At 38.5% G+C, this 21,621-nt stretch carries 24 protein-coding genes and 11 tRNA genes; 5 read left to right on the forward strand and 30 right to left on the reverse strand.

Annotated features, from left to right (window positions below):
- Positions 1-133: 133 nt before the first annotated feature.
- From ACNHOZ_RS26330 to ACNHOZ_RS26385, 12 genes are all read right to left on the reverse strand, one after another.
- Positions 134-207: transfer RNA gene (locus tag ACNHOZ_RS26330), tRNA-Gly, on the reverse strand.
- Between the two features lie 4 nt (positions 208-211).
- A tRNA-Arg gene (locus ACNHOZ_RS26335) sits at positions 212-288 on the reverse strand.
- A gap of 90 nt (positions 289-378) precedes the next feature.
- A tRNA-Leu gene (locus tag ACNHOZ_RS26340) sits at positions 379-464 on the reverse strand.
- Positions 465-486: 22 nt separating this feature from the next.
- Positions 487-569: transfer RNA gene (locus ACNHOZ_RS26345), tRNA-Leu, on the reverse strand.
- A gap of 12 nt (positions 570-581) precedes the next feature.
- A tRNA-Lys gene (locus tag ACNHOZ_RS26350) sits at positions 582-654 on the reverse strand.
- A 4-nt stretch (positions 655-658) separates the two neighbouring features.
- Positions 659-733: transfer RNA gene (locus ACNHOZ_RS26355), tRNA-Gln, on the reverse strand.
- An 11-nt stretch (positions 734-744) separates the two neighbouring features.
- Positions 745-820: transfer RNA gene (locus ACNHOZ_RS26360), tRNA-Asp, on the reverse strand.
- Between the two features lie 29 nt (positions 821-849).
- A tRNA-Val gene (locus ACNHOZ_RS26365) sits at positions 850-925 on the reverse strand.
- Positions 926-949: 24 nt separating this feature from the next.
- Positions 950-1,024 (reverse strand) — tRNA-Glu (locus tag ACNHOZ_RS26370).
- 9 nt (positions 1,025-1,033) lie between these two features.
- A tRNA-Ser gene (locus ACNHOZ_RS26375) sits at positions 1,034-1,124 on the reverse strand.
- 3 nt (positions 1,125-1,127) lie between these two features.
- Positions 1,128-1,202, reverse strand: a tRNA-Asn gene (locus ACNHOZ_RS26380).
- A 134-nt stretch (positions 1,203-1,336) separates the two neighbouring features.
- Positions 1,337-1,786, reverse strand: coding sequence for a SprT family protein (locus ACNHOZ_RS26385; protein ID WP_028411875.1), 450 nt, complete (start codon positions 1,784-1,786; stop codon positions 1,337-1,339).
- Between the two features lie 109 nt (positions 1,787-1,895).
- Here ACNHOZ_RS26385 and cmpA point away from each other — a divergent pair, with 109 nt between their 5' ends.
- Entirely contained in the window at positions 1,896-2,012 is a 117-nt protein-coding gene (gene cmpA, locus ACNHOZ_RS26390; RefSeq protein ID WP_013055014.1) for a cortex morphogenetic protein CmpA, read from the forward strand.
- Positions 2,013-2,069: 57 nt separating this feature from the next.
- Here cmpA and ACNHOZ_RS26395 read toward each other — a convergent pair whose 3' ends face one another.
- The 14 genes from ACNHOZ_RS26395 to acpS form a co-directional block, all read right to left on the reverse strand.
- A complete protein-coding gene (locus ACNHOZ_RS26395) occupies positions 2,070-4,244 on the reverse strand; it encodes a Tex family protein (RefSeq protein ID WP_048022347.1) in 2,175 nt (724 codons plus the stop codon).
- An 84-nt stretch (positions 4,245-4,328) separates the two neighbouring features.
- Positions 4,329-4,934, reverse strand: a complete 606-nt coding sequence (locus tag ACNHOZ_RS26400; RefSeq protein WP_033580804.1) for a PP2C family serine/threonine-protein phosphatase — start codon at positions 4,932-4,934, stop codon at positions 4,329-4,331.
- Entirely contained in the window at positions 4,934-5,728 is a 795-nt protein-coding gene (gene sigB, locus ACNHOZ_RS26405) for an RNA polymerase sigma factor SigB (protein ID WP_013055011.1), read from the reverse strand. The genes ACNHOZ_RS26400 and sigB overlap by 1 nt, the downstream gene beginning before the upstream one ends.
- Positions 5,694-6,179 (reverse strand): anti-sigma B factor RsbW, encoded by a 486-nt coding sequence (gene rsbW / locus ACNHOZ_RS26410; RefSeq protein ID WP_013055010.1) that lies wholly within the window; start codon positions 6,177-6,179, stop codon positions 5,694-5,696. The genes sigB and rsbW overlap by 35 nt, the downstream gene beginning before the upstream one ends.
- The gene (locus ACNHOZ_RS26415) at positions 6,176-6,508 is read right to left on the reverse strand and encodes an anti-sigma factor antagonist (protein ID WP_047751770.1); all 333 of its coding nucleotides are present in this window, start codon (positions 6,506-6,508) and stop codon (positions 6,176-6,178) included. Before ACNHOZ_RS26415 ends, rsbW begins: the two co-directional genes overlap by 4 nt.
- A gap of 59 nt (positions 6,509-6,567) precedes the next feature.
- A complete protein-coding gene (locus ACNHOZ_RS26420; protein WP_013055008.1) occupies positions 6,568-7,578 on the reverse strand; it encodes a PP2C family protein-serine/threonine phosphatase in 1,011 nt (336 codons plus the stop codon).
- Positions 7,579-7,591: 13 nt separating this feature from the next.
- Complete coding sequence (locus ACNHOZ_RS26425) at positions 7,592-7,993, reverse strand: anti-sigma regulatory factor (RefSeq protein ID WP_013055007.1); 402 nt, start codon at positions 7,991-7,993, stop codon at positions 7,592-7,594.
- Between the two features lie 3 nt (positions 7,994-7,996).
- Positions 7,997-8,353: an STAS domain-containing protein gene (locus ACNHOZ_RS26430; protein ID WP_013055006.1), complete on the reverse strand. Its 357-nt coding sequence runs from the start codon at positions 8,351-8,353 to the stop codon at positions 7,997-7,999.
- Between the two features lie 2 nt (positions 8,354-8,355).
- Positions 8,356-9,192, reverse strand: coding sequence for an RsbT co-antagonist protein RsbRA (locus ACNHOZ_RS26435; protein WP_013055005.1), 837 nt, complete (start codon positions 9,190-9,192; stop codon positions 8,356-8,358).
- A gap of 157 nt (positions 9,193-9,349) precedes the next feature.
- Positions 9,350-9,700 (reverse strand): type II toxin-antitoxin system endoribonuclease NdoA, encoded by a 351-nt coding sequence (gene ndoA / locus ACNHOZ_RS26440; protein ID WP_013055004.1) that lies wholly within the window; start codon positions 9,698-9,700, stop codon positions 9,350-9,352.
- A gap of 4 nt (positions 9,701-9,704) precedes the next feature.
- Positions 9,705-9,986: a CopG family ribbon-helix-helix protein gene (locus ACNHOZ_RS26445; RefSeq protein ID WP_013055003.1), complete on the reverse strand. Its 282-nt coding sequence runs from the start codon at positions 9,984-9,986 to the stop codon at positions 9,705-9,707.
- A 200-nt stretch (positions 9,987-10,186) separates the two neighbouring features.
- Entirely contained in the window at positions 10,187-11,377 is a 1,191-nt protein-coding gene (alr, locus tag ACNHOZ_RS26450) for an alanine racemase (RefSeq protein WP_048022351.1), read from the reverse strand.
- A gap of 113 nt (positions 11,378-11,490) precedes the next feature.
- Complete coding sequence (locus ACNHOZ_RS26455; protein WP_048022353.1) at positions 11,491-12,549, reverse strand: LolA family protein; 1,059 nt, start codon at positions 12,547-12,549, stop codon at positions 11,491-11,493.
- Positions 12,550-12,607: 58 nt separating this feature from the next.
- The gene (gene acpS / locus ACNHOZ_RS26460; protein WP_028411881.1) at positions 12,608-12,973 is read right to left on the reverse strand and encodes a holo-ACP synthase; all 366 of its coding nucleotides are present in this window, start codon (positions 12,971-12,973) and stop codon (positions 12,608-12,610) included.
- 64 nt (positions 12,974-13,037) lie between these two features.
- Between acpS and ACNHOZ_RS26465 the strand changes: the two genes are divergently transcribed.
- Positions 13,038-13,640, forward strand: coding sequence for a rhomboid family intramembrane serine protease (locus ACNHOZ_RS26465; RefSeq protein WP_047751772.1), 603 nt, complete (start codon positions 13,038-13,040; stop codon positions 13,638-13,640).
- Positions 13,641-13,648: 8 nt separating this feature from the next.
- Here ACNHOZ_RS26465 and uvsE read toward each other — a convergent pair whose 3' ends face one another.
- The 4 genes from uvsE to ACNHOZ_RS26485 form a co-directional block, all read right to left on the reverse strand.
- Positions 13,649-14,620: a UV DNA damage repair endonuclease UvsE gene (gene uvsE, locus ACNHOZ_RS26470; protein WP_033580801.1), complete on the reverse strand. Its 972-nt coding sequence runs from the start codon at positions 14,618-14,620 to the stop codon at positions 13,649-13,651.
- 95 nt (positions 14,621-14,715) lie between these two features.
- Positions 14,716-16,227 (reverse strand): DEAD/DEAH box helicase, encoded by a 1,512-nt coding sequence (locus tag ACNHOZ_RS26475; protein ID WP_028411884.1) that lies wholly within the window; start codon positions 16,225-16,227, stop codon positions 14,716-14,718.
- Between the two features lie 196 nt (positions 16,228-16,423).
- Positions 16,424-17,806 carry a UDP-N-acetylmuramoyl-tripeptide--D-alanyl-D-alanine ligase gene (locus ACNHOZ_RS26480; protein ID WP_048022354.1) on the reverse strand — a complete coding sequence of 461 codons (1,383 nt, stop codon included), beginning with the start codon at positions 17,804-17,806 and terminating at the stop codon, positions 16,424-16,426.
- Positions 17,807-17,903: 97 nt separating this feature from the next.
- Positions 17,904-18,986 carry a D-alanine--D-alanine ligase gene (locus ACNHOZ_RS26485; protein ID WP_048022356.1) on the reverse strand — a complete coding sequence of 361 codons (1,083 nt, stop codon included), beginning with the start codon at positions 18,984-18,986 and terminating at the stop codon, positions 17,904-17,906.
- Between the two features lie 293 nt (positions 18,987-19,279).
- Between ACNHOZ_RS26485 and ACNHOZ_RS26490 the strand changes: the two genes are divergently transcribed.
- The 3 genes from ACNHOZ_RS26490 to ACNHOZ_RS26500 are packed head-to-tail and all read left to right on the forward strand — an operon-like array spanning position 19,280 to position 21,607.
- Positions 19,280-19,792 (forward strand): FMN-binding protein, encoded by a 513-nt coding sequence (locus tag ACNHOZ_RS26490; RefSeq protein WP_033580799.1) that lies wholly within the window; start codon positions 19,280-19,282, stop codon positions 19,790-19,792.
- A gap of 14 nt (positions 19,793-19,806) precedes the next feature.
- Positions 19,807-20,736 (forward strand): FAD:protein FMN transferase, encoded by a 930-nt coding sequence (locus ACNHOZ_RS26495; RefSeq protein ID WP_230683529.1) that lies wholly within the window; start codon positions 19,807-19,809, stop codon positions 20,734-20,736.
- On the forward strand, positions 20,717-21,607 hold the full coding sequence (locus tag ACNHOZ_RS26500; protein ID WP_228123023.1) for an RnfABCDGE type electron transport complex subunit D: 891 nt from the start codon (positions 20,717-20,719) through the stop codon (positions 21,605-21,607). Before ACNHOZ_RS26495 ends, ACNHOZ_RS26500 begins: the two co-directional genes overlap by 20 nt.
- The last annotated feature ends 14 nt before the right edge of the window (positions 21,608-21,621 follow it).

Raw genomic sequence — 21,621 nt, forward strand, 5'->3', positions numbered from 1 at the left:
ATTAGGCACGCCGCCAGCGTTCATCCTGAGCCAGGATCAAACTCTCCGAAGAAATGTTTGACTTGCTCATTTAAAAAATAAAAATTAACGTTGACGTTTGTCGCTTTGTTCAGTTTTCAAAGTTCAATATATTTGGAGCGGGTGATGAGAATCGAACTCACGACATCAGCTTGGAAGGCTGAGGTTTTACCACTAAACTACACCCGCAATATGGCGCGCCCGAGAGGAGTCGAACCCCTAACCTTTTGATCCGTAGTCAAACGCTCTATCCAATTGAGCTACGGGCGCTTCTTATGATGTTTACCGCCGTTGTTTTGGCGACTTTATTATAATATCATTTCTATTTTCTTATGTCAACACTTTTTTAAAAAGTTTTTTTGGTGCGGCCGAGAGGACTTGAACCTCCACGGGGTCGCCCCCACTAGGCCCTCAACCTAGCGCGTCTGCCATTCCGCCACGACCGCTAAATACATAAAATGAATAAGATGCGGGTGAAGGGACTTGAACCCCCACGTCGTAAAGACACTAGATCCTAAGTCTAGCGCGTCTGCCAATTCCGCCACACCCGCAAGAAATGAAAATGAGCCATGAAGGACTCGAACCTTCGACCCTCTGATTAAAAGTCAGATGCTCTACCAACTGAGCTAATGGCTCTTTATGGCTGGGCTAGCTGGATTCGAACCAACGCATGACGGAATCAAAATCCGTTGCCTTACCGCTTGGCGATAGCCCAATAATTTAAAATGGCGGTCCCGACGGGAATCGAACCCGCGATCTCCTGCGTGACAGGCAGGCATGTTAACCGCTACACCACGGGACCATCCAAAATTATGTATAAAACAGTCAAAATGGTGGAGGATGACGGGATCGAACCGCCGACCCCCTGCTTGTAAGGCAGGTGCTCTCCCAGCTGAGCTAATCCTCCACAGGATATGTAAATAAAAATCAATGGTGACCCGTACGGGATTCGAACCCGTGTTACCGCCGTGAAAGGGCGGTGTCTTAACCGCTTGACCAACGGGCCATTATAAAATGGCGGAGAAGGAGGGATTTGAACCCTCGCGCCGCTTACACGACCTACACCCTTAGCAGGGGCGCCTCTTCAGCCACTTGAGTACTTCTCCATATGGCTCCACAGGTAGGACTCGAACCTACGACCGATCGGTTAACAGCCGATAGCTCTACCACTGAGCTACTGTGGAATAATATTTATCAGACTTCTTACATTGTAATCGACATTATATGTAATGTCAATAAGTTTTTGTAATTTCTTTGCCGTTTATTTGAGACGGCTTTATTAATTTACCATAATGAATCTATTTTAGTCAAGCATCTTCTACATTTTTTTTAATTTACCTTTACACTTCCCACAAACATATTTAACTGTGTTCACTTTTCTTTTTCGAACATATTTTTGATCACACTGCATACATACATATATGTGCTCTTTTTTCTTTCCATCACTTTCTTTTTTCAATGCCTGACAAAATCGAGGTGCGTCTACTTCTTTCATTAACCTTTTAAAGTCTTGATCTCCATGCTTATACCCTTTCCCCTCAATATGCAAATGATAGTGACAGAGCTCATGTTTAATAATTTCTACTATTTCTTGTGTGCCATATTGTTCAAAGTATTTGTAGTTTACTTCTATATTAGATGTACGTAACAAATACCTTCCGCCTGTCGTACGTAACCGAGAATTAAAAGTGGCTTCATGACGAAATGGTTTGTGAAACAGCTTCAATGAAATTTCTTCTACAAGTATTTGTAAATCCTTATCATTCATCTTATATACTCCTCTACTGTATGAAATCACCTGACTAGCTCTTTGGGCATACACTTCATTACATACTCACTATTCACCTTATCATAAATGAAAAGGAGTGATTGTCCTTATGCCAATGTGGCTACAAAAACAAATGAGGCGCGCTTATTCTGAAAAAGACCGTGCACAAATAAAATTGCTCAACCAATGTTGGTTTTTTTATCAAAAAAATAATTCCGCTTCTTAAATCACTTCTTTTTACAAATAAAATTGCCTTTTCAGAAAATCTGAAAAGGCAATTTTATTATTGATGGGGCGGAATCATCGTCAGTGCAACTCTTCCTTTTTTCATATCTACGTCTTCTACCCACACATTCACCAAATCTCCTACTGAAACGACATCGAGGGGATGCTTAACGTACCGATTCGTTAATTTAGAAATATGGACTAGACCGTCTTGCTTAACTCCTATATCGATGAACGCTCCGAAGTCTACGACGTTTCGCACCGTTCCTTCAAGCTGAATACCTTTTGCTAGATCCTCTAGCTTCAAAATATCCTGACGGAGCAAAGGTTTTGGCAGTTCATCACGAGGATCTCTTTCCGGTCTTACGAGCGCTTCTATAATGTCTTTTAAAGTAAGCTCCCCTATACTTAGTTCTTCTGATATTTCGGGTAAAGAAATATGTTTTAATGCTTCTTTTACTTTCTCCGTTCCAAGTTCAGTCTCTTTCACTTCCGCTTTCTTTAAAAGCTTTTTAACGTCTCCATATGTTTCAGGATGGATACCCGTTCTGTCTAAAGGTTCTTCACCTTCTATAATACGTAAAAACCCAATACACTGCTCATATGTTTTAGCCCCTAGACGCGGAATTTTCTTCAACTGTTTTCGGTTAGAGAATTTTCCGTTTTCATCCCGATATTTTACAATGTTTTGAGCAACTGTCTTATTTAGACCAGCAACGTATTGTAGAAGCGAAGCAGAAGCCGTGTTTGCATTCACTCCTACTTGGTTTACTACTGTCTCTACAATAAAAGTCAGTGAATCATTTAATTGCTTTTGAGACACATCATGCTGATATTGCCCTACTCCTACCGACTTAGGATCGATTTTCACAAGCTCAGCCAGCGGATCTTGCAGCCTTCTGGCAATCGATACAGCGCTTCGCTCTTCTACTTGAAAATCAGGGAATTCTTCTCTAGCAACATCAGAAGCCGAATATACGCTTGCTCCCGCTTCATTCACAATCAAATAATAAACTGGGTTTTCAATTTCTTTAAGAACATCCGCTACAAATTGCTCCGTTTCGCGAGATGCCGTTCCATTTCCAATTGCCACTACTTCAATAGGGTATTCAGCGAACATTTTCTTTAATTTATTTTGTGCTTCAGCTGCTTTTCTCACAGGAGGATGTGGATAAATAACATCAATTTTTAATACCTTGCCTGTTTCATCTACTACAGCTAATTTGCAGCCTGTTCGAAAAGCTGGATCTACTCCTAATACCACTTTACCTTTCAATGGAGGTTGGAGAAGAAGTTTTCGTAAGTTTTCAGAAAAGATGTGAATGGCTCTTTCTTCCGCTTTTTCTGATAGGTCTTTACGAATTTCGCGTTCAATAGATGGTTCTATTAAGCGTTTATAAGCATCTTCTATAGCTGAGATGATATAACCTTCAGCTGAAGAATCCCTTTTCTTGATTACTTCTTTATGTAAATATGAAAGAATACGATCTGTAGGCGCGTCAATACTCACTTTTAAAATACCGTCTTTTTCTCCTCTATTCATAGCTAAAATACGGTGAGGAACGATTCGCTTTACCGCTTCTGTATATTCATAGTACATTTCATAGATATTTTTTTCATCTTTTTCCGGATCTTTGACTGAAGTAACAATTATGCCATCTTTTACAGTGGTCGTACGAATCCATTGACGGTAAGATGCTTCGTCAGAAATTTGTTCCGCTACAATGTCTAGGGCTCCCTGAATAGCTTCGTCAGAAGATTGAACTCCTGCTTCTTCATTTATGTATGTTTGCGCTTCAATGTTTACGTCAGAATTCGGGAAACTTAGTAGCCACTGTGCTAATGGTTCAAGACCTTTTTCTTTTGCTACAGTTGCTTTTGTACGTCGTTTTTGCTTAAAAGGGCGGTATAAATCTTCTACTTGCTGCAATTTCTTCGCTTGATGAATTTGAGCAGCCAGTTCCTCAGTTAATTTCCCTTGCTCTTCAATTAATCGGTGAACTTCCTCTTTACGCTCCTCTAAATTCATTAAGTAGTTCCAGGAATCTAAAATATTCCGGATTTGGACTTCATCCAAAGCACCAGTTTGTTCTTTTCTATATCGAGCAATAAAGGGAACTGTATTACCATCTTCTACTAAAGCAATTACGTTTTGTACTTGCTTGTGTGAAATCTCTACCTCTTTACTTACACGTTGAACAATTTGATTATCTAATTTCGTTGCAACAGACACAGCTTATCCTCCTACCTAAATGAAACTTTGTCTCTATTGTAACAAAACTCACATGCAATAACACATGTGAGCTAAAAAGAAAGGCTATGCAGTTGGAAGATGACCAGCGATATACGTAATATCGTCATTATGAGATCGAATTGCTGCCTGTAGGCGTGTCGACAATTGATCGACATTCATCGAGTTAGCAAAAACAGATTTAATCTCTTTTAATTCTAAGCCATCTGTATGAATCAAAAATTTAGAACCGGAGTCATATGGGAAGGTTTGTGTGCGGAACTTTTGAATTTTCCCTGATAAAAAACCTTGAATTGGCAGAGGGTACGTTAATTTCCCCTCCGGAGAATACAGATAAAAGCGGATATTACCTACATTTGTGTAATGAAATTCGTTATGTTTTTTATCAATTTTCAAAATAGCTACTGCTGCGCCTCTTGTATGTCGAGTAGCCTTGTTGCACTTAGAAATGATCTCATCTACATCTAGATGATGATGAGCTTTCGCTACATCCGTAACAGCTACAGAAGCGGCTCTGGCTTGTTCACCGCTTCCTAATCCATCTGCCACTGCACATAGAAAATAATCATCCGTTTCTTTGACATAGTAACTATCTCCACAACACACGTTCCCTTGCTTTGGCTCTTGATATATATGAGTTTGAATCGACTTTGTATTCGGGTCTACTGTCATCACGACATATACTCCGAATCGTTAGAATCTGAGCGAGCTGCAGTCCTTAGCTTATCAAGCGCTCTTCTTTGCAGTCGAGATACATGCATTTGAGAAATCCCTAATTTCTCACCGGCATCTTTTTGACTCAGATTTTCAATAAATGTATAGCGAATTACTTCTTTTTCTCTATCGCTTAATACATGAAGAATCTTTTCTAACACTAAGCGCTGATCAGTTTTCTCATAACCCGACTCTTGTTCACCTACTAAATCAAGGATTGTAACAGTACTTCCATCAGAGTCTGCTTCAATAGAATGATCAACAGACAACGCTTGATAACTTTGCCCCATCTCCATCGTTTCTAAAATTTCTTCCTCTGTCACTCCGATATGATCAGCAATTTCTTTTACTTGAGGAGATCGCTGTAAACGGGTTGTTAGCTCTTCGACAGCTGCTTTAATTTTAGGACCTAATTCTTTGATGCGGCGCGGTACGTGAACACTCCACGTTTTATCGCGTAAAAATCGCTTAATCTCTCCAATGATTGTAGGAACAGCAAACGATTCAAAACTTCTTCCAAATGAAGCATCATACCTTCTAATAGCTCCTAACAGTCCTAGCATCCCTACCTGCACAATATCTTCATGTAAGCTTCTGCCTTTTGAATAACGACGTGCAATAGATTCAACAAGGTTCTTGTAATGTACTACTAGATCACTTTGTGCTTCTTCATCCTGCGTTTTTTGAAAGCGCTCAATTCGTTCCTGAACCTGTTCTTTAGTTAATTTCATAGGTTGAGACTGTGTTTTCATCACTCTCCACCTGCTCTCTTTGCACATACTTAGTCATCATTAGCGTTACACCTTTTGAATTGACCATTTTCACTTCGTCCATTAGTGTTTCAATTAAATATAAACCAAGTCCACCTTCAGGAAGAAATTCAACTTCTTTTGATGTTTCATAAGGTCCTATATGTTCCTTAAGCTCTTCAAAATTAAAGCTTTCGCCTTTATCGACCACCATGATTTCTAAACGGTCATCAAATAAACCAAAACCTACTCTCACTTCACCATTTTCTTCATTCTTGTAAGCATGCTGTACGGCATTTGTACATGCCTCACTCACAGCAATTTTCATATCTTCAATTTCATCATAAGAAAAACCCATCCGATTCGCTACACCAGACAGCGTCAGTCGAATAATCGCTACGTAGTCTGGCTTAGCAGGAATCTTCATCTCAACAAAGTCATAAGGCTGTTTCATTTTACGCCACCTTCTACTTGTGAATTCACGTTTAAAATGTCTGTGAGGCCCGTAATATCAAATAAGCGCTTGATGCGCTCTGATACACCAACAAATTTCAAAGAGCCGTTATTTTTCTTATTAGCTTTTAACAATGCAATAAATACACCTAGTCCTGTACTATCCATGTATGATACATCGGTTAAATCAACTATAATTTCTGGTTCGTTATGTTCAGTAATTTCCATGAACTTTTCTTTTAGCTTAGGTGCTGTATATGCGTCAATCTCTCCAGCCAGCTTAATACGATATGCTTGACCGTCCTTTTGTATATCTATTTTTAAATTCATCGTATTAGTAGACCCCCTCTAATTTTGTGCTATCTTTTCTGTACCCTTATTTAGAATACTTAAACTAAACTCTTCAAAATAATCAATGTAAAGTCATCCCTCAATTGAAAATGCTGTAATTTTTCCAGCTCTTTATATACAGATTCTACAATTTCTTGAGGAGACAAATGCATGTATTTTCGAATTAATTTTATGATGTCCAATCTTTCGATAAATCCTTCTTCAGTTCTGCATTCTGTTACACCATCTGTTAACAGAACAATCATATCGCCTTTTGAAAGCTGCTGCTCGTACTGAAGATATTTCACATGGCGATCGACTCCTAGCACGAGTCCTTTTGCTTCCAAATCTTCAAATGAATCAGCTTTGGCATCATAATAAAAGCCTGGCTCATGCCCTGCAGATGCATAATCAAATAAGTTTGTCTCGGGATTATAACTTCCGTAGAACATCGTAATAAACATACTTGGATCTACGTTTCTCTCTACAATATTATTCAAGTTCTCCAATACGTAACTTGGATTTTTTCTTGAGTCCGGTAAGCTGTCCATTGCATACTTGATCATAGACATACACATTGCAGCTGGAATTCCTTTTCCAATCACATCGGCAATGGCAATACTTAACCCACCATGCTCTTCTTCTACAAAGTGAAAATAATCTCCGTTCATCTGTTTAGCAGGTACGCTAATCGCGCCAATTTCTAAAGTTGAACTAGCCGGAACCTTTGTCCCTAACAGCGTCTGCTGGACGTTAGCGGCAACTTCGATTTCAGAACGAAGTTCCCGCTGCTTATTTTTTAATGTTTGATGCTCACGAAGAGCAAGACCGTAGCTAATCATTACCTCAAGTAAAAAGTCCAGAGAATGCAGCACTTTTTCTGGAATATCAGAATAAATTTCTTCAATCACTTCTTTATGAATGCTCACAATATCTTCTGGCGATATTTCATTCTCTAAAGATTTTCTACTTAGTTTTTGTCCTTGATACAAAATTTGTTCATTTTGTGTTTGGATATAGTTCCCCAAAATATCTTTGTATAAATCTCTCATCTCTTTATCAAAAGACATTATCTATTTCCTCCTACCGGAGCCACTTAACTGCTTTAATCTCAGTACCTTCTCCGACATTTGTTTCGATGTCAAACTCATCCATCAATCGTTTTACCCCAGGAAGCCCAGCTCCTAGTCCACCCGATGTTGAGTATCCATCTTCCATTACTTTGCGAACGTCGGGGATACCTGGCCCTTCATCTGTTGCTACGACAAGAAGACCGTTTTTTCCTCCACGATTTAATTTCTCAATATAGATTTGACCCTTACCCGCATATAGGTAAATATTACGAGCTAATTCAGAAATGGCGGTTGTAATACGAGCTTGGTCAACTGTTCCAAACCCTAGCTCTTTCGACACATTTCTACCTAATTGGCGTGCCGCTACGATGTCCCATTCTGTTACGATTTTTACGCTGGATTGGAATTCCATATACTAATCCCCCAATTCCGATTGGAGTTTCTCAAGACCTTTTTCTAAATCGAGTGCAGTAAGAACATCGTTTAGGCCAATCCCTAACTCAACAAGTGTAATAGCTACTGCAGGCTGGATACCTGTTAATACTACTCTGGCCCCCATCAAATTAGACATGCTAACCACGTCACCTAACACTTTTGCGATGAATGAATCGATCATATCAATTGAAGTTAAATCGATTACCACTCCTTTTGCTCCAGTTTGATGAATTTTACTTAGCAAATCTTCTTGGAATTGAATAGCCGTTTGATCATCCAGCTCCCATTGAATGGATACCAATAAGTAGTCGTACAATTTCAAAATGGGTATTCTCACGTTTATTCCTCCGATTCTATATCAACTATTTTCCGCTCAGTCATTTCTAACGCAAACTCTACACCTTTTTTTAATGAGTTTTTCGTAATAATTTCATTTAAGTTAATACCTAAGTTCACAATAGTCTGAGCAATTTCCGGACGAATTCCTACTAACAAACACTTGGCTCCAACCAAACGTACGGCTTCAGCAGCTTGAATGATATGATGGGCAACCATCGTATCCACTACTGGTACTCCGGTAATATCTATTAATACGACCTCTGATCGGTGCTTTACGACACCTTGCAGTAAGTTTTCCATAATTTTCTTTGCACGATCGGTGTCAATTGTTCCCACAAGCGGCATTACCGTAATTTTATCAAATACCGGTATTAATGGAGCAGACAATTCTTGAAGTGCAACTTTTTGCAACATAACTGTATTTTCCCACGAGTTGGAGTATTGTTCTACTATTTTGTTATAAATAGGGCTTAACCACTTGTCAAACCGATAGAATAATTCAGAATGAGTTTGATCAGCCTTTACATGTTCACTGTTTACATACCCTTCAACCACTACATGACCCAAGTTACGTACACCCTGTGTCAAATAAGCAAGAGGCCATCCTAAACTCACAACTCGTCCTACTACTTCCTCTAGTTCCTCTGCAAAATTTTCCTGATCACGGAATGCTTTTGCCAAAAGTAAATTTACAAAATCAGAGCTTACATTTACGTACACTTGCTCGGATACAATGTTTTTAATCCGCTCTGTTTCCACATCATTCATTAACACTAGCCATCGATCAAAAATTTCTGATTTATGATTTTGTATATAATTGAATAAATCTTGATTCATGAGGTCCTCCTTGTGAGTCAATACACTCATTTATATCTATATATATATTATCATTTTTAAAACGTTTCTTATTACAATATACGTTTACTGATTATTCCTAGTCAAATTAAAAAAGTTGCTCATAAAGGAGCAACTTAGCATAAATGGAAGTATAATTCTAAAAGTCGATAAGTCCTACACTGATTTGCAAGGCTTCATCCACTCTGTCCATCATTTCATCATCTAAATGGGTAATCTTGTCTGTTAGCCTCTGTTTATCAATAGTACGAATTTGTTCTAGTAAAATAACTGAATCTCGCTCAAATCCATAGCGCTTTGCATCAATTTCAACATGCGTGGGTAACTTTGCCTTTTGAATTTGAGCAGTGATCGCAGCTACAATAACAGTTGGGCTAAAACGATTGCCTATATCATTTTGAATGACAAGTACAGGGCGAACGCCTCCTTGTTCTGAGCCAACAACAGGAGATAGGTCAGCAAAATAAACGTCGCCACGTTTGACTACCAAGTCATTACCCCCCGCTTACTAAACGATCCACAGTATGATCAGCTTCATACTCTGCTAGAAAAGCCTCGGAAGCAATATTTAAGTTTATCTTTGCCATCTCCATATATCCACGTCTCATTGATTCGCGAATATGGCGTTTTTTTCGCTCACGAAGGTACAATTTTGTTGCTTGGTGAATAAAATCACTTCGGTTGCCATTTTCTTGTTTAACCATAAGATCGAGCTCCGATACTAAATTTTTCGGTAATCTTACTAGGATTTCTGTAGTTGCGCTCGCTTCAGACACAAACATACACCTCCAACATCAATACACACACCAATAGTCTCATCTTTCCTTATCATAACATTGATTAGCTTTAATGGAAAGTTAATTCTGTCAATTTCTACACTATTATCGTCAATTGATACCCTCTTTTATGCATGGAAGTTATTATTTTATTGTCTTTTGTTCGCAGGCTTTTTATGTTGACTCAGGAAGATGTATATTCAGCGCAAGATATAATTATTAACATGAATGTGCTGAGAATCTCTTGTATAAACCCTCGGAACCCTTGCTGCAATCATGCAAGGGATTTCATAATTAATTGTTTCAAGATGCTTTGCTACTTCATCAATTGTAATTTCAGCACCTTGTTGTTTTCCAATAAATGTTACTTTTGTACCCATTTTATACATTTTAGGCAATTTAATCATCAATTGATCCATGCATATCCTACCAACAATTGGCACTTTAACTCCATCTACTAACACTTCAAAATTACTTAATTTACGAATCCAGCCGTCTGCGTATCCTACTGGGATAGTAGCAATCCATTCATCTTCTTTAGCTTCATAAGTAGCTCCGTAACTGATATGACTCCCCTTTTTGACTTTTTTAACATGCGCAATACGGCTGTGCAGCGAAAAAGCTTGTTTTAACGGAATTGGCAAGACTTCTTTTAATTCCTCTGAAGGACTCAAGCCATACATAGAGATACCTAAGCGTACGCCATTAAAGATATCGCTCGGACGACGAAGCAAAGCTGCGCTATTTGCACAGTGAATCATCGGAGGTGTAAAATTATGTTCTTTCACAATTCGAACCATTTCTTCAAAGAATGTGTATTGTTTTTCAAAATAAGACGAATTTAGCTCGTCTGCTGTTGCAAAGTGTGTAAACACTCCATCCAGCGCGAATCCTGAATGAGAAGTGATGATATTCATCGTTTCGTGTAATTCTTCTTTTGTTCTAATTCCTAAGCGACCCATGCCTGTATCTATTTTTAAATGCATATGCAACTGACTGTTTGCACCTAGAATGGACGCCGCTTCTTCAATCCAAGCTTTGCTATAAGCAGTGACCGTTACATCCCACTTCAATGCAGTTTGAATGTGTAAGGGAGGCACGGCTCCTAATACTAAAATGGATTCCTTTATTCCTTTTTTTCGAAGAGCAATAGCTTCATCCAAAAAAGCTACAGCTAGCATATCAGCGCCAGCTTGAAGCGCAATCTCTGCTACTTCTTTATCTCCATGCCCGTACGCATTCGCTTTTACTACGGCCATTAACGTTTTATGCCCCGGTATCAGTTCTCTTACATGATTCACATTTTGAAAAATGGCTTCTACATCAATTTCTGCCCATGTTTCTCTATAAAATGCATCCATTACTACGACACTTCCTTTTTTCAGAACCATTCTAAACGTACTTTCCTCTGTTAGTATAATACATCTATAGCCAAACTTCATCTCGATCTTTATTCAAATTAAGCAAGAACAAGCCTACATATATGCAGGCTTGTAAGCTTCTCTTATTTTCCCATCTGACTTTGCACAGATCTAGCAACTGTACTCAATTCATCTGGTGTCAGCTGATCAGAAGCCAGCATAAAGTCTACTCCATTATATGTCCAAGATAGACTTTTATCCGTTAAAGCTCCCACAGTAAAACCTAAATCAAATGGCTCTCCGGCAGTAACTGTAGATGTTGCTGTTTTAGCTACTTGCGCTTTTTCTTGTACAAGCGTAAACGGCTTTTCTCCTTTGTACATTAAAACGACTCTCTCACCATTTTCCGTCTCAATTTTCTTTTCCTTGGAAAGCTTTGTACCTTTTGGAACGTCCTTAGGATAAAGAACGCTAAATGATTTGTGCTGAGCTAATGTCGGAATGTCAATCTTTGCACTTGTCATGTTTCTTTTTGTATCAAAAGCCCCTTTATCAAACTTAGAATCGAATTTCACCTTAGAGAAATCAACTTTTATTAACACTTTATTATCCGTATCCATAATTTTAACCGACACAGGCGCTAAGTCACTTTTGTTCAGCGTAATTTCTTGTTTAGGAAGCATTGTGCTATTTTGATAGTTCGTTTTTGTTTCAAAAATATAATGTTTATCCGTTGATTTAAAACTTGCCTTTTCATCCTTCACAATATCTTGGACAAGGGATTCATACAAATAAGCTTGACTGCTATTTTGCGGCCAGTCACTTTGAAAACGAAAGCTTTTATTTAAGGCAGGCGTTAAAACAAAAACCCCTTCATCATTACGCAAAATCATTTGGCTTTGATCTTTCTTTGTATTTTTCAAATTCACTCGATAGTACATAGGCTTACTATGCCAAATCTCTACATCGTATACTTGAGCATCTTTCCCTGTATTCAATGTCATCTTAGCATCTGATTTATACCCCGCCATTTCTTGTACCTTGGCATCCAATGCATCTGTTACATCCTGCTGACTTTTTTCACCGCATGCTGATAAGGCTAAGAGAAAAAAGGCGCAAACAAATAAGCCAACCCATTTTTTATGCATTTCCCCAACTCCTTTGTTTCGTATATTCACAGCTAAACGGAGAAGCAAGAACATATCTTGTCTCCCCTATCCACACTATGAATATATGAACAAGAAATAGTGAATATGCAGACTAGCTTGACAAGCGTTCAATAATTACTTGAGCAATCGCATAGTGCGCACTGTGGGAAATAGATACGTGTACAGACGCTTCCAGTGGTTGTTTTGTAACAATGTGGGGTTTCCCTCTTTCATCATTCACGATTTCGATATCTTGGAAGCTAAAATCTTTCCCTATTCCTGTTCCAAGAGCTTTCGAATATGCTTCCTTCACAGCAAATCTTCCTGCTAAAAATTCGACCTTACGTCGGCTTGATAGCTTTTCATAGCGTTCTCTTTCATTTTTTGTTAAAATCCGAGTAATAAAAGCGCTTTGACGCTGCACCATTTTTTCAATCCGCTCTAACTCTGTAATATCAATTCCAGTTCCTATAATCATTTTCATTTAATCCTCTCTTACAGAATAGTATATAAAAATGCCTTTATAAAAAGGAGTGACAAATATGTTCGTACGCACAGAAAATGCAGCTGAATTTAAACGTTTTTATCCTGTTACCTTCACGCTTATCTGCATCCACATTGCGCTATGGTTACTTGCCGCTCTTCCCTCACACCTTGCAGAATCTTTTATACATCAGCTTATTGGTGTGAATAGTTTAATTTCCCAAGGAGACTACTGGCGGCTTTTCACACCTATCTTTTTACATCTAAGCTTTTCACATCTTCTTTTTAACTCATTTTCATTGTTCTTGTTAGGACCAGGCGCTGAGCGTATTCTTTCTTCTTATAAGTTTCTTCTATTCTACCTTACGTGTGGATTGCTTGGAAATATCGTTACATTTCTAATCCAATCTTCTTTTTACAGCCATGTGGGTGCATCCGGCGCCATTTTCGGACTGCTCGGATTTTACCTCTATCTTGTCATAAAACAAAAGCATATGCTTTCTAAAAGCAACCAGCAAATCATTGTCGTCTTTTTAATTATTGGATTGCTTTCAGGTCTGCTAACGCCAGGAACCAACAATACAGCTCATTTCGCTGGAGGTATTGCTGGATTTCTTCTCGCTTTTTTTACGTTCAAACAGAAAAACAAGCCACAGATATGAGGCCTGCTTTAGGATTTAATATAAAAAGTGGATGAGTTAATAAATTCCACATCTTCATAAGTCTTCAAATCTCTTACTAACTGAAAGAGCGCTTCATCTTTTTTCTTAGCTTCAATCATGCAATCAATTTGCGGTATCGTTCCATTTACTTCTTTTAAAAAGCTGTAAAATCCATTAACATCGATATAATCTGCATGGGCTCTAAATTCTTTATCACTTTTAGGACTAGATATATGCATTTTTAGAGGGAGTGTTTCATGTTCCCATGTTCTAATGATACGGTCCCAATGCTCTTGCCATGAAGTTTCATCGTTGTTCGCCTGATGATGATGAAGATCAAAAATGATTGGGACATTTAGTTTTTCACATAAATACAAGACGTCTTTTATATGAAAGGTTGTATCGTCGTTTTCCAACATAATCATTTGCTGAAGGGATTGAGGTACAAGCCCCCAATTATGAATAAACTGCTCCAGTGCTTTTTCTTTATCATTATAAGCTCCTCCAACGTGTAAAACACAGCGATTTTGAAGCGGAATATCCATTCCTTTCAGCAACTTTTGATGCATGCGAAGAGTTTGGATAGAATGCTTAAAAACCTCTTTATCCGTTGAGTTTAAAACAACAAAATGATCCGGGTGAAAATCTACTCGCATTGGATGTTCCTTCAAAAATACAGAAATACGCTGAAGAGCATCTTTTAAAGGAGCTATGTAGTTCCACTCTTTTAGTGCCTCATGGTTAGCTAATGGAATTAACTTAGAACTGAATCGAAAAAACTCAATTTCACTCCACGCATTATGTTTTAATAACCGTAAGCAGTTTTCTAAGTTGGATATTGCAATACGTTCGAGCTTGCGAATGGCCGCTTCATGGTCTTTCACACGCTGAAATTGTGCAAAAGTCATTGTTTGAGAAGGAGAACTATTTTCCAAATGAACGCTCATCGCCACATAACCTAACCGAACAATGGTCGACATCAGTGAACACCCCATTTTATTTTACTCATAGTGTGCACCAATAAAATAGCAATTAACACATAAAAAAAACGAGCCTGTTAAGGCTCGTTTTTATTTTACGCTTTGCTGCGAGAATCTTTACGATTACTGCTGCTATTGCGATTTCTATTATCACTGCCGTTGCTTCCACCGCGACGCTTGTCACCAAAACGCTTTGAGTTTCCACGACGATTTTGCTGTGAGTAGTTTTTAGAGTTAGAACGTGAACGACCTCCGCCATTTCCACGTTTGTTTTTATCACCTTTTGCAATTACCGGTGGTTCAGCAGTTAATTGAATTGGTGATTCATTTGGTTCTTTTGTAAATAATTTGATTGCCGCTGCCACTAATGAAACTGAATCGTGCTCTTCAAGTAACTCTTCTGCCAACTGTTTGTAGTAAGATAAGTTGCCTTGTGTCACAGATTCCGTTAATTTGTCAGCTGCAATACGCTGTTGACCTTCCATTGCTTCATCAAGCGTTGGAGCAGTCATACGCTCCATTTTACGTTTTGTTGTACGCTCAATATTGTGTAACTGTCCAGTTTCTCTTGGCGTTACAAATGTCATAGCAGCACCCATTTTACCAGCACGTCCTGTACGTCCGATACGGTGTACATAGCTCTCCGGATCTTGAGGGATATCAAAGTTGTATACATGAGTAACACCAGAAATATCAAGTCCGCGTGCAGCTACGTCTGTCGCAACTAATACATCAATAGAACCTTCTTTAAATTGACGTAGTACAGATAGACGTTTCGATTGTGTCAAGTCACCATGGATACCTTGTGCAGAATAACCACGCATATTTAATGCTTCTGATAACTCATCAACACGGCGCTTTGTACGACCAAAAATGATAGCTAGTTCAGGTGATTGCATATCTAAAAGACGAGTAAGGATATCAAATTTACGCTTTTCTTGTACTTCTAAATAATACTGCGTAATGTTTGGCATCGTTACTTCTTTTGCTTTTACTTTTACCACTTTTGGTTCGTTCATGAATTTTTCAGCAATGCGACGGATTGGAGTAGGCATTGTTGCTGAGAATAAAAGTGTTTGGTGGTTCTCAGGTACGTTTGATAAGATTTTTTCAATGTCTTCGATGAATCCCATGTTTAACATTTCATCTGCTTCATCTAAAATAACTGTATGAACGTCTTGTAGACGAAGTGTACGACGATTAATATGATCTAGCATACGTCCTGGTGTCCCTACGATGATATGAGGGTGCTTTTTCAATGCACGAATTTGACGACTGATATCTTGACCACCATAAATTGATAGCACGCGTACGCGCTTTGTTTGACCAATTTTGTAAAGTTCTTCAGATACCTGTACAGCAAGTTCACGAGTAGGAGCAATAATTAACCCTTGAATTGCATCTACGTTTACATCAACTTTTTCAATAAGAGGAATACCAAATGCCGCTGTTTTCCCTGTTCCTGTTTGTGCTTGTCCGATCAAATCGTGACCTTCTAGTGCTAATGGGATAGTTTCTGATTGAATTGGTGTTGCTTCTTCAAAACCCATTTTACTCACAGCTTTGTTAAGCTGTTGACTTAATCCTAAATCTTGAAATAATGCCAAGTTTTTCAAACTCCTTTTATATTTAGACTATCTATATTTTACAAAAAAAAGCATTCTCCGAGGAAACGGAAAATGCTCTAAACGACTACTTCAATAAATTCAACGTTTAGAGTATAAGCGCCTCAAGACACTCAGACTACATCATAACACTATGGCTTTCCGTTTGCAATAGAGCTTACTTATACTCTTTTTAATATCACTGTAATTTATGCATCATTTTTGAGATAACTTCCTCAAGCTTCATCCCTCGAGATGCTTTCACTAAAACCACATCTTCTCTTGTTGTAATCGCTGTTAATTTTTCAACAAGCTCATCTTTCTCCTCAAAGTGTATTACCTTATCTTCTGCAAAATTATTTTTTGCTCCTTGCTCAATTTCAACAGATAAAGGACCGTATGTTAGAACATAATCAATTTTTTCTGCTTGAATAAACTCTCCCACTTCTTTGTGGAACTCTTTTTCCTGATCGCCTAATTCAAGCATATCCCCGAGAACAAGAATTTTTTGCTTATAGCCTTCTAAATCATGCATCAACGTGATAGCAGCTTTAACGGACGTTGGACTTGCGTTATATGCGTCGTTAATGAAGGTCAGGCCATCTGTTCGTTTTACAAGCTCCATACGCATATTTGTTAGCTTTAATTCTTTTAATCCCTTAGCGATTGTTTCGTTGTCTAGTCCAAAATAATGACCTACCGCAATAGCAGAAAGCGCATTGTGAACATTATGTTTACCTAATACCGGGATAAAGAATGAATATGTTGTTTCACGTGAAACAGTGAATGTTGTTCCTAACTCTTCGGCTGAAATAGCACTTGGATACAAATCGTTTTGTTCTGAGCTGCCAAATGTCACCGTTTCAAATGCTGGATTAACTACGCGCGACGTTAAAAGTGGCTCATCACCATTATAGACAAGCTGACCTGTTGGTGCTAAGCCGCTTGTAATTTCTAATTTTGCCTCCGCAATTCCATCACGACTTCCTAAGTCTTGAAGGTGCGATTCTCCGATATTTGTAATAATGGCCACATCAGGCTCCGCTAAATTAGAAAGAAACTCAATCTCTCCTCGGCTGCTCATGCCCATTTCTAAAACGGCAATATCATGAGTTTCATCTAAACGCAAAATAGTAAGCGGCATGCCAATATGATTATTAAAGTTTCCATCTGTTTTCAGAACACGGTAAGTTGTATCAAGCACAGCTTTCACCATGTCTTTTGCCGTTGTTTTTCCGTTACTTCCTGTAATGCCCACTACTTTAATATCTAACTCGTGACGATAGGATTTCGCTAATTGCTGAAGAGCTTCTAGCGTATCATCGACTAAAATAACGCTAATGTCTGTCGGTGGGTTTTCTTCATCTTTGTTCCACAGAGTAGCGACCGCTCCGTTTTCAATTGCTTTATCGACAAATACATGCCCGTTAAAACGTTCCCCTTTAATTGGGATATATAAATTGCCTTGCTGAATAGTTCTCGTATCAATTGAGACTCCCTCAATTACAGTTGCTTCGTTCCCGCTATGAAATACACTTCCTGGAATCATTGCAGCTAGCTGTTTAAGCGTACGTTTAATCATTGTTGTTTTGCTCCTCTCGATATAAAGTAAACTATGGATACTATTTAATTGAAACTAAACACAGAAACACTATTCATGATGAATAGTGTTGTGTGAGTTACATTGTGTGTTTAATTTGCTGCTTTTCGGTATGACGTTCAATTGCTAGTGATACAAGTTTTTCAATTAAATCTGGATATTCAACACCTGCGTGTTTCCACAATAACGGGAACATACTGAAAGGTGTAAAACCAGGCATCGTATTCACTTCATTAATAATGAATTTACCTTCTGGTGTTAAGAAGAAATCCGCACGTACAAGACCAGATCCATCAATTGCTTTAAATGCTTTGATTGCTAGTGCTGACATTTCTTGATGCTGTTCTTCTGTAATTTCAGCTGGAATAATAAGACCTGTATCGCCGTCTTCATATTTTGCTTTGTAATCGTAAAACGCTTTTTTAGGTAAGATTTCTCCAACTACTGAACAAGCTGCTTCATCATTCCCTAACACACCAATTTCAACTTCACGACCAACTGCTGCTGCTTCTACAATGATTTTTCGATCAAATAAGAAGGCTTCAACAAATGCCGCTTCTAACTCTTCGCGGTTATCACATTTGCTAATCCCAACACTTGAACCTAAGTTTGCTGGTTTAACAAAGCAAGGGTATCCAAGTGTTTCTACTTTTTCATAAGCAGCCGTTCGATCTGCTTCCCACTCGCGGCGGATAAATGATACGTACTCCACTTGAGGCAGACCTGCCTGTGCAAACAGCTGCTTCATTACAACTTTATCCATACCAGCTGCTGAAGCTAATACGCCGTTTCCAACATAAGGAATATTCAATAATTCTAATAATCCTTGTACCGTACCATCTTCTCCATTTGGACCATGAAGAAGTGGGAAAATAACATCTAGTTGATCATCTGTTTTTGAATCTGTTAATGCAAACATTTCTGTATTCAATGAAACTGGTGAAATAGCTGTTCCGTTATCTTGAATTTCTAATTGAGCAACTGTTTCAAGCGGACCAGTCAGCTGTGTGCCGCGAATCCATTTTCCTGTTTCTGTAATGTAAATTGGATGCACTTCATATTTATCGTGATTAATTGCTTTTGAAACTGCTAGAGCTGTTTGTAAAGATACTTTATGTTCAGCGGATTTTCCTCCGTATAAAAGGCCAAGCTTAATTTTCACTGATGTTCCTCCTAACACATATTCATCTTTTCTATTTTATCATGCACGTTTAGATAGTAAACAGAAATATTAACTATTATTACGTATGTCAAAATAGCTAGGCTTGTGAAAGAAATTCCAGCTTCTCCTTTCATTATTTAAAATGACCTTTTCACTTGAATCATTTATTTTTAAAAAAACTTTTTTGATTTTAAATCTTTTTTAAAAGTTTATTTATAAAGTTTATTTATGCTAAAGATCACCATCAATAATCGAAACTATAGTTCTGGTATAAATCAGGAGGTTCAACAAATATGAGTAAAATGGGAAAAACGATGATTGCTGCATGCAGCGTAGCCATTGGAAGTATTTATGCAACTGGTTATATAAACACTCTATCTGACGCGCAAGCTGTTCAAGTCACACCGGCTCATCATCAGAAAAAAACGAGAGATCAGACAGACAATCAAACGATTGTTAATGATAACTGGGGAGAAGATATCGCTTCTTCTAATAAGCACCCTTCATCAGCGAGTACCGAAAGTTCTGCTCCTAAAACAAAATACAAAGATGGAACGTATTCTGGTCAAGGAAGCAACCGTATCGGAACTGTTTACGTATCTGTGACCATTAAAAACGACCGAATTGATACAGTTGAAATTACAGAAGCGGATACTCACTATTCTGAGAGTTACATTGAGGATCTTCCGTCTCAAGTCGTACAAAGACAAAGCTCAGATGTCGACGTCGTGAGCGGAGCAACGCTTAGCACGGAAGATTTTCAAAATGCCGTGGATGACGCCCTTCAGCAAGCAATGAATGCATAAAGGAGAAACGAATGATGTCCATAAAAACGTATAGCCGCTCTGTCTTATGTATGGGAACAACCGTGTCCATTCAAGTAATTGCTCCCCAATCGGAGGAAGCAAATGTCCTTCACCATATCTCAAAGGCATTTACTATTTTTAAGACCGTCGAAACGACATGCAGTCGATTTGATGCCAAAAGCGAAGTTATGAAGCTAATTAGACATATCAAAGAACCTGTTGCTGTTAGCCCCCTATTATTTGAAGCCCTTCATTTCGCTATCTTAGTAGCAGATGAAACGCATGGAATCTTTGACCCAACGGTAGGAAAACAATTAGAAAAACGTGGTTTTAACGAACATTATTTAGATGGAAAGCCCGTACAAGTGAACGAAGCAGTCGAGTCTGGAAGTTATAAAGACATCGTATTGAATACACATAAAAAAACGGTTCTCTTACAAAAACCGATGATTATAGATCTTGGAGCGGTCGCCAAAGGATTAGCTATTGATTTGGCTGCCCACTCCCTTCCTTATCAGCATTTTATGATTAATGCCGGAGGAGACATCCTAGTTAAAGGACTCAATCAACACGGAGATTTGTGGAAAGTCGGGATTCAGCACCCTCAGATTCAAACGCAGTCATTACTGACCTTGCGTGTAACAGATACGGCTGTCTGCACATCAGGAAATTATGCTAGAAAAAATAAGACGCAACCATTCATGCATCATTTGGTTAATCCCTTATCTCCATCTACTAGAAGCAGTCTAATGAGTTGTACAGCTATTGCTCCTTCTGCCATGCTGGCCGATGCATTATCTACATCAGCTTTTATTTTAGGAGCGGAAAAAGGAGTAAATTTATTGAATGATGCCGACGTACGCGGCGTACTCTTCGATTCTAGTTTCACTCCTTTTTTCACATCAGATATGGAGGAATTAATGAATGATGACCACACGTTCTGAACGAAGAAGCGGTGTTAAATATATTAGTACACCCAAAGGTTATATTATTGTAGATGAAAACAAACCAAAAGAAATAAGTCGGTGGGGGCAGCTAGTTAAAACACCTAAAAGATACGTGATGGCTATGCTGCTGCTTTTAACCTTATTAGGTGAATTCAACTCTTCTGCCTTTCAAGGATTAGGACACCTACTACTCGCCGTATGCTCGGCGGCCGCCTTAGATTTAGGATTTTCTTTTGCTTATAAAAAGAAAATTCAGCTTCCTGACGGCGGAATTATTACTGGATTAATTATTGCCTTAGTGCTCAGCACCTCTACACCTGCTTGGGTCACATTTTGCACTGTAGCTGTTGCTATTTTATCGAAGCACTTAGTAAAAGTAAAAAAGAAGCCTATTTTTAACCCTGCCGCTTTTGGTCTTCTCTTTTCACTTATTGTCTTTTCAAGCGGCCAAAGCTGGTGGGGAAGCTTATCTTTACTACCCGTCTGGCTCATTGTATTCGTGTTTGTGACAGGGTACCTTGTGACGAGCAAAGTAAATAAATTCCCTCAAGTATTTGCGTTTTTAGGCGTGTATTTTGCTATTTTTACGATTATGTCGTTAATAGGAGTAGGTGATGTAGCGGATGCTTTACGAGCTCCTTTTGTTAATTCCGCTTTATTTTTAGCCTTCTTTATGGTGACGGATCCGCCAACTTCTCCTGCGAAGTATAAAGACCAAATAAAATTTGGGATGCTTGCAGGGGCGATTAGCGCCGTAGATTACTTAGTTTTTGGCGGCCTTGCCTATTTATTAATCGGCCTGTTACTTGCTAATGCATGGAAAGCATGGAAGACTGCAAACAAAAAAGTGACAAAAAAAGCTGCCTAATGACAGGCAGCTTT

The organism is Priestia sp. D51 (genome assembly GCF_053345675.1).

Bases quoted from the DNA above. Each gene is read 5' to 3' on its own strand.
- ACNHOZ_RS26385 (WP_028411875.1), bottom strand. From the start codon at position 1,786: ATGAATGATAAGGATTTACAAATACTTGTAGAAGAAATTTCATTGAAG.
- cmpA (WP_013055014.1), top strand. From the start codon at position 1,896: ATGCCAATGTGGCTACAAAAACAAATGAGGCGCGCTTATTCTGAAAAA.
- ACNHOZ_RS26400 (WP_033580804.1), bottom strand. From the start codon at position 4,934: ATGACAGTAGACCCGAATACAAAGTCGATTCAAACTCATATATATCAA.
- sigB (WP_013055011.1), bottom strand. From the start codon at position 5,728: ATGAAAACACAGTCTCAACCTATGAAATTAACTAAAGAACAGGTTCAG.
- rsbW (WP_013055010.1), bottom strand. From the start codon at position 6,179: ATGAAACAGCCTTATGACTTTGTTGAGATGAAGATTCCTGCTAAGCCA.
- ACNHOZ_RS26415 (WP_047751770.1), bottom strand. From the start codon at position 6,508: ATGAATTTAAAAATAGATATACAAAAGGACGGTCAAGCATATCGTATT.
- ACNHOZ_RS26420 (WP_013055008.1), bottom strand. From the start codon at position 7,578: ATGTCTTTTGATAAAGAGATGAGAGATTTATACAAAGATATTTTGGGG.
- ACNHOZ_RS26425 (WP_013055007.1), bottom strand. From the start codon at position 7,993: ATGGAATTCCAATCCAGCGTAAAAATCGTAACAGAATGGGACATCGTA.
- ACNHOZ_RS26435 (WP_013055005.1), bottom strand. From the start codon at position 9,192: ATGAATCAAGATTTATTCAATTATATACAAAATCATAAATCAGAAATT.
- alr (WP_048022351.1), bottom strand. From the start codon at position 11,377: ATGGTTCTGAAAAAAGGAAGTGTCGTAGTAATGGATGCATTTTATAGA.
- ACNHOZ_RS26455 (WP_048022353.1), bottom strand. From the start codon at position 12,549: ATGTTCTTGCTTCTCCGTTTAGCTGTGAATATACGAAACAAAGGAGTT.
- acpS (WP_028411881.1), bottom strand. From the start codon at position 12,973: ATGATTATAGGAACTGGAATTGATATTACAGAGTTAGAGCGGATTGAA.
- ACNHOZ_RS26465 (WP_047751772.1), top strand. From the start codon at position 13,038: ATGTTCGTACGCACAGAAAATGCAGCTGAATTTAAACGTTTTTATCCT.
- uvsE (WP_033580801.1), bottom strand. From the start codon at position 14,620: ATGTCGACCATTGTTCGGTTAGGTTATGTGGCGATGAGCGTTCATTTG.
- ACNHOZ_RS26480 (WP_048022354.1), bottom strand. From the start codon at position 17,806: ATGATTAAACGTACGCTTAAACAGCTAGCTGCAATGATTCCAGGAAGT.
- ACNHOZ_RS26490 (WP_033580799.1), top strand. From the start codon at position 19,280: ATGAGTAAAATGGGAAAAACGATGATTGCTGCATGCAGCGTAGCCATT.
- ACNHOZ_RS26495 (WP_230683529.1), top strand. From the start codon at position 19,807: ATGTCCATAAAAACGTATAGCCGCTCTGTCTTATGTATGGGAACAACC.
- ACNHOZ_RS26500 (WP_228123023.1), top strand. From the start codon at position 20,717: ATGATGACCACACGTTCTGAACGAAGAAGCGGTGTTAAATATATTAGT.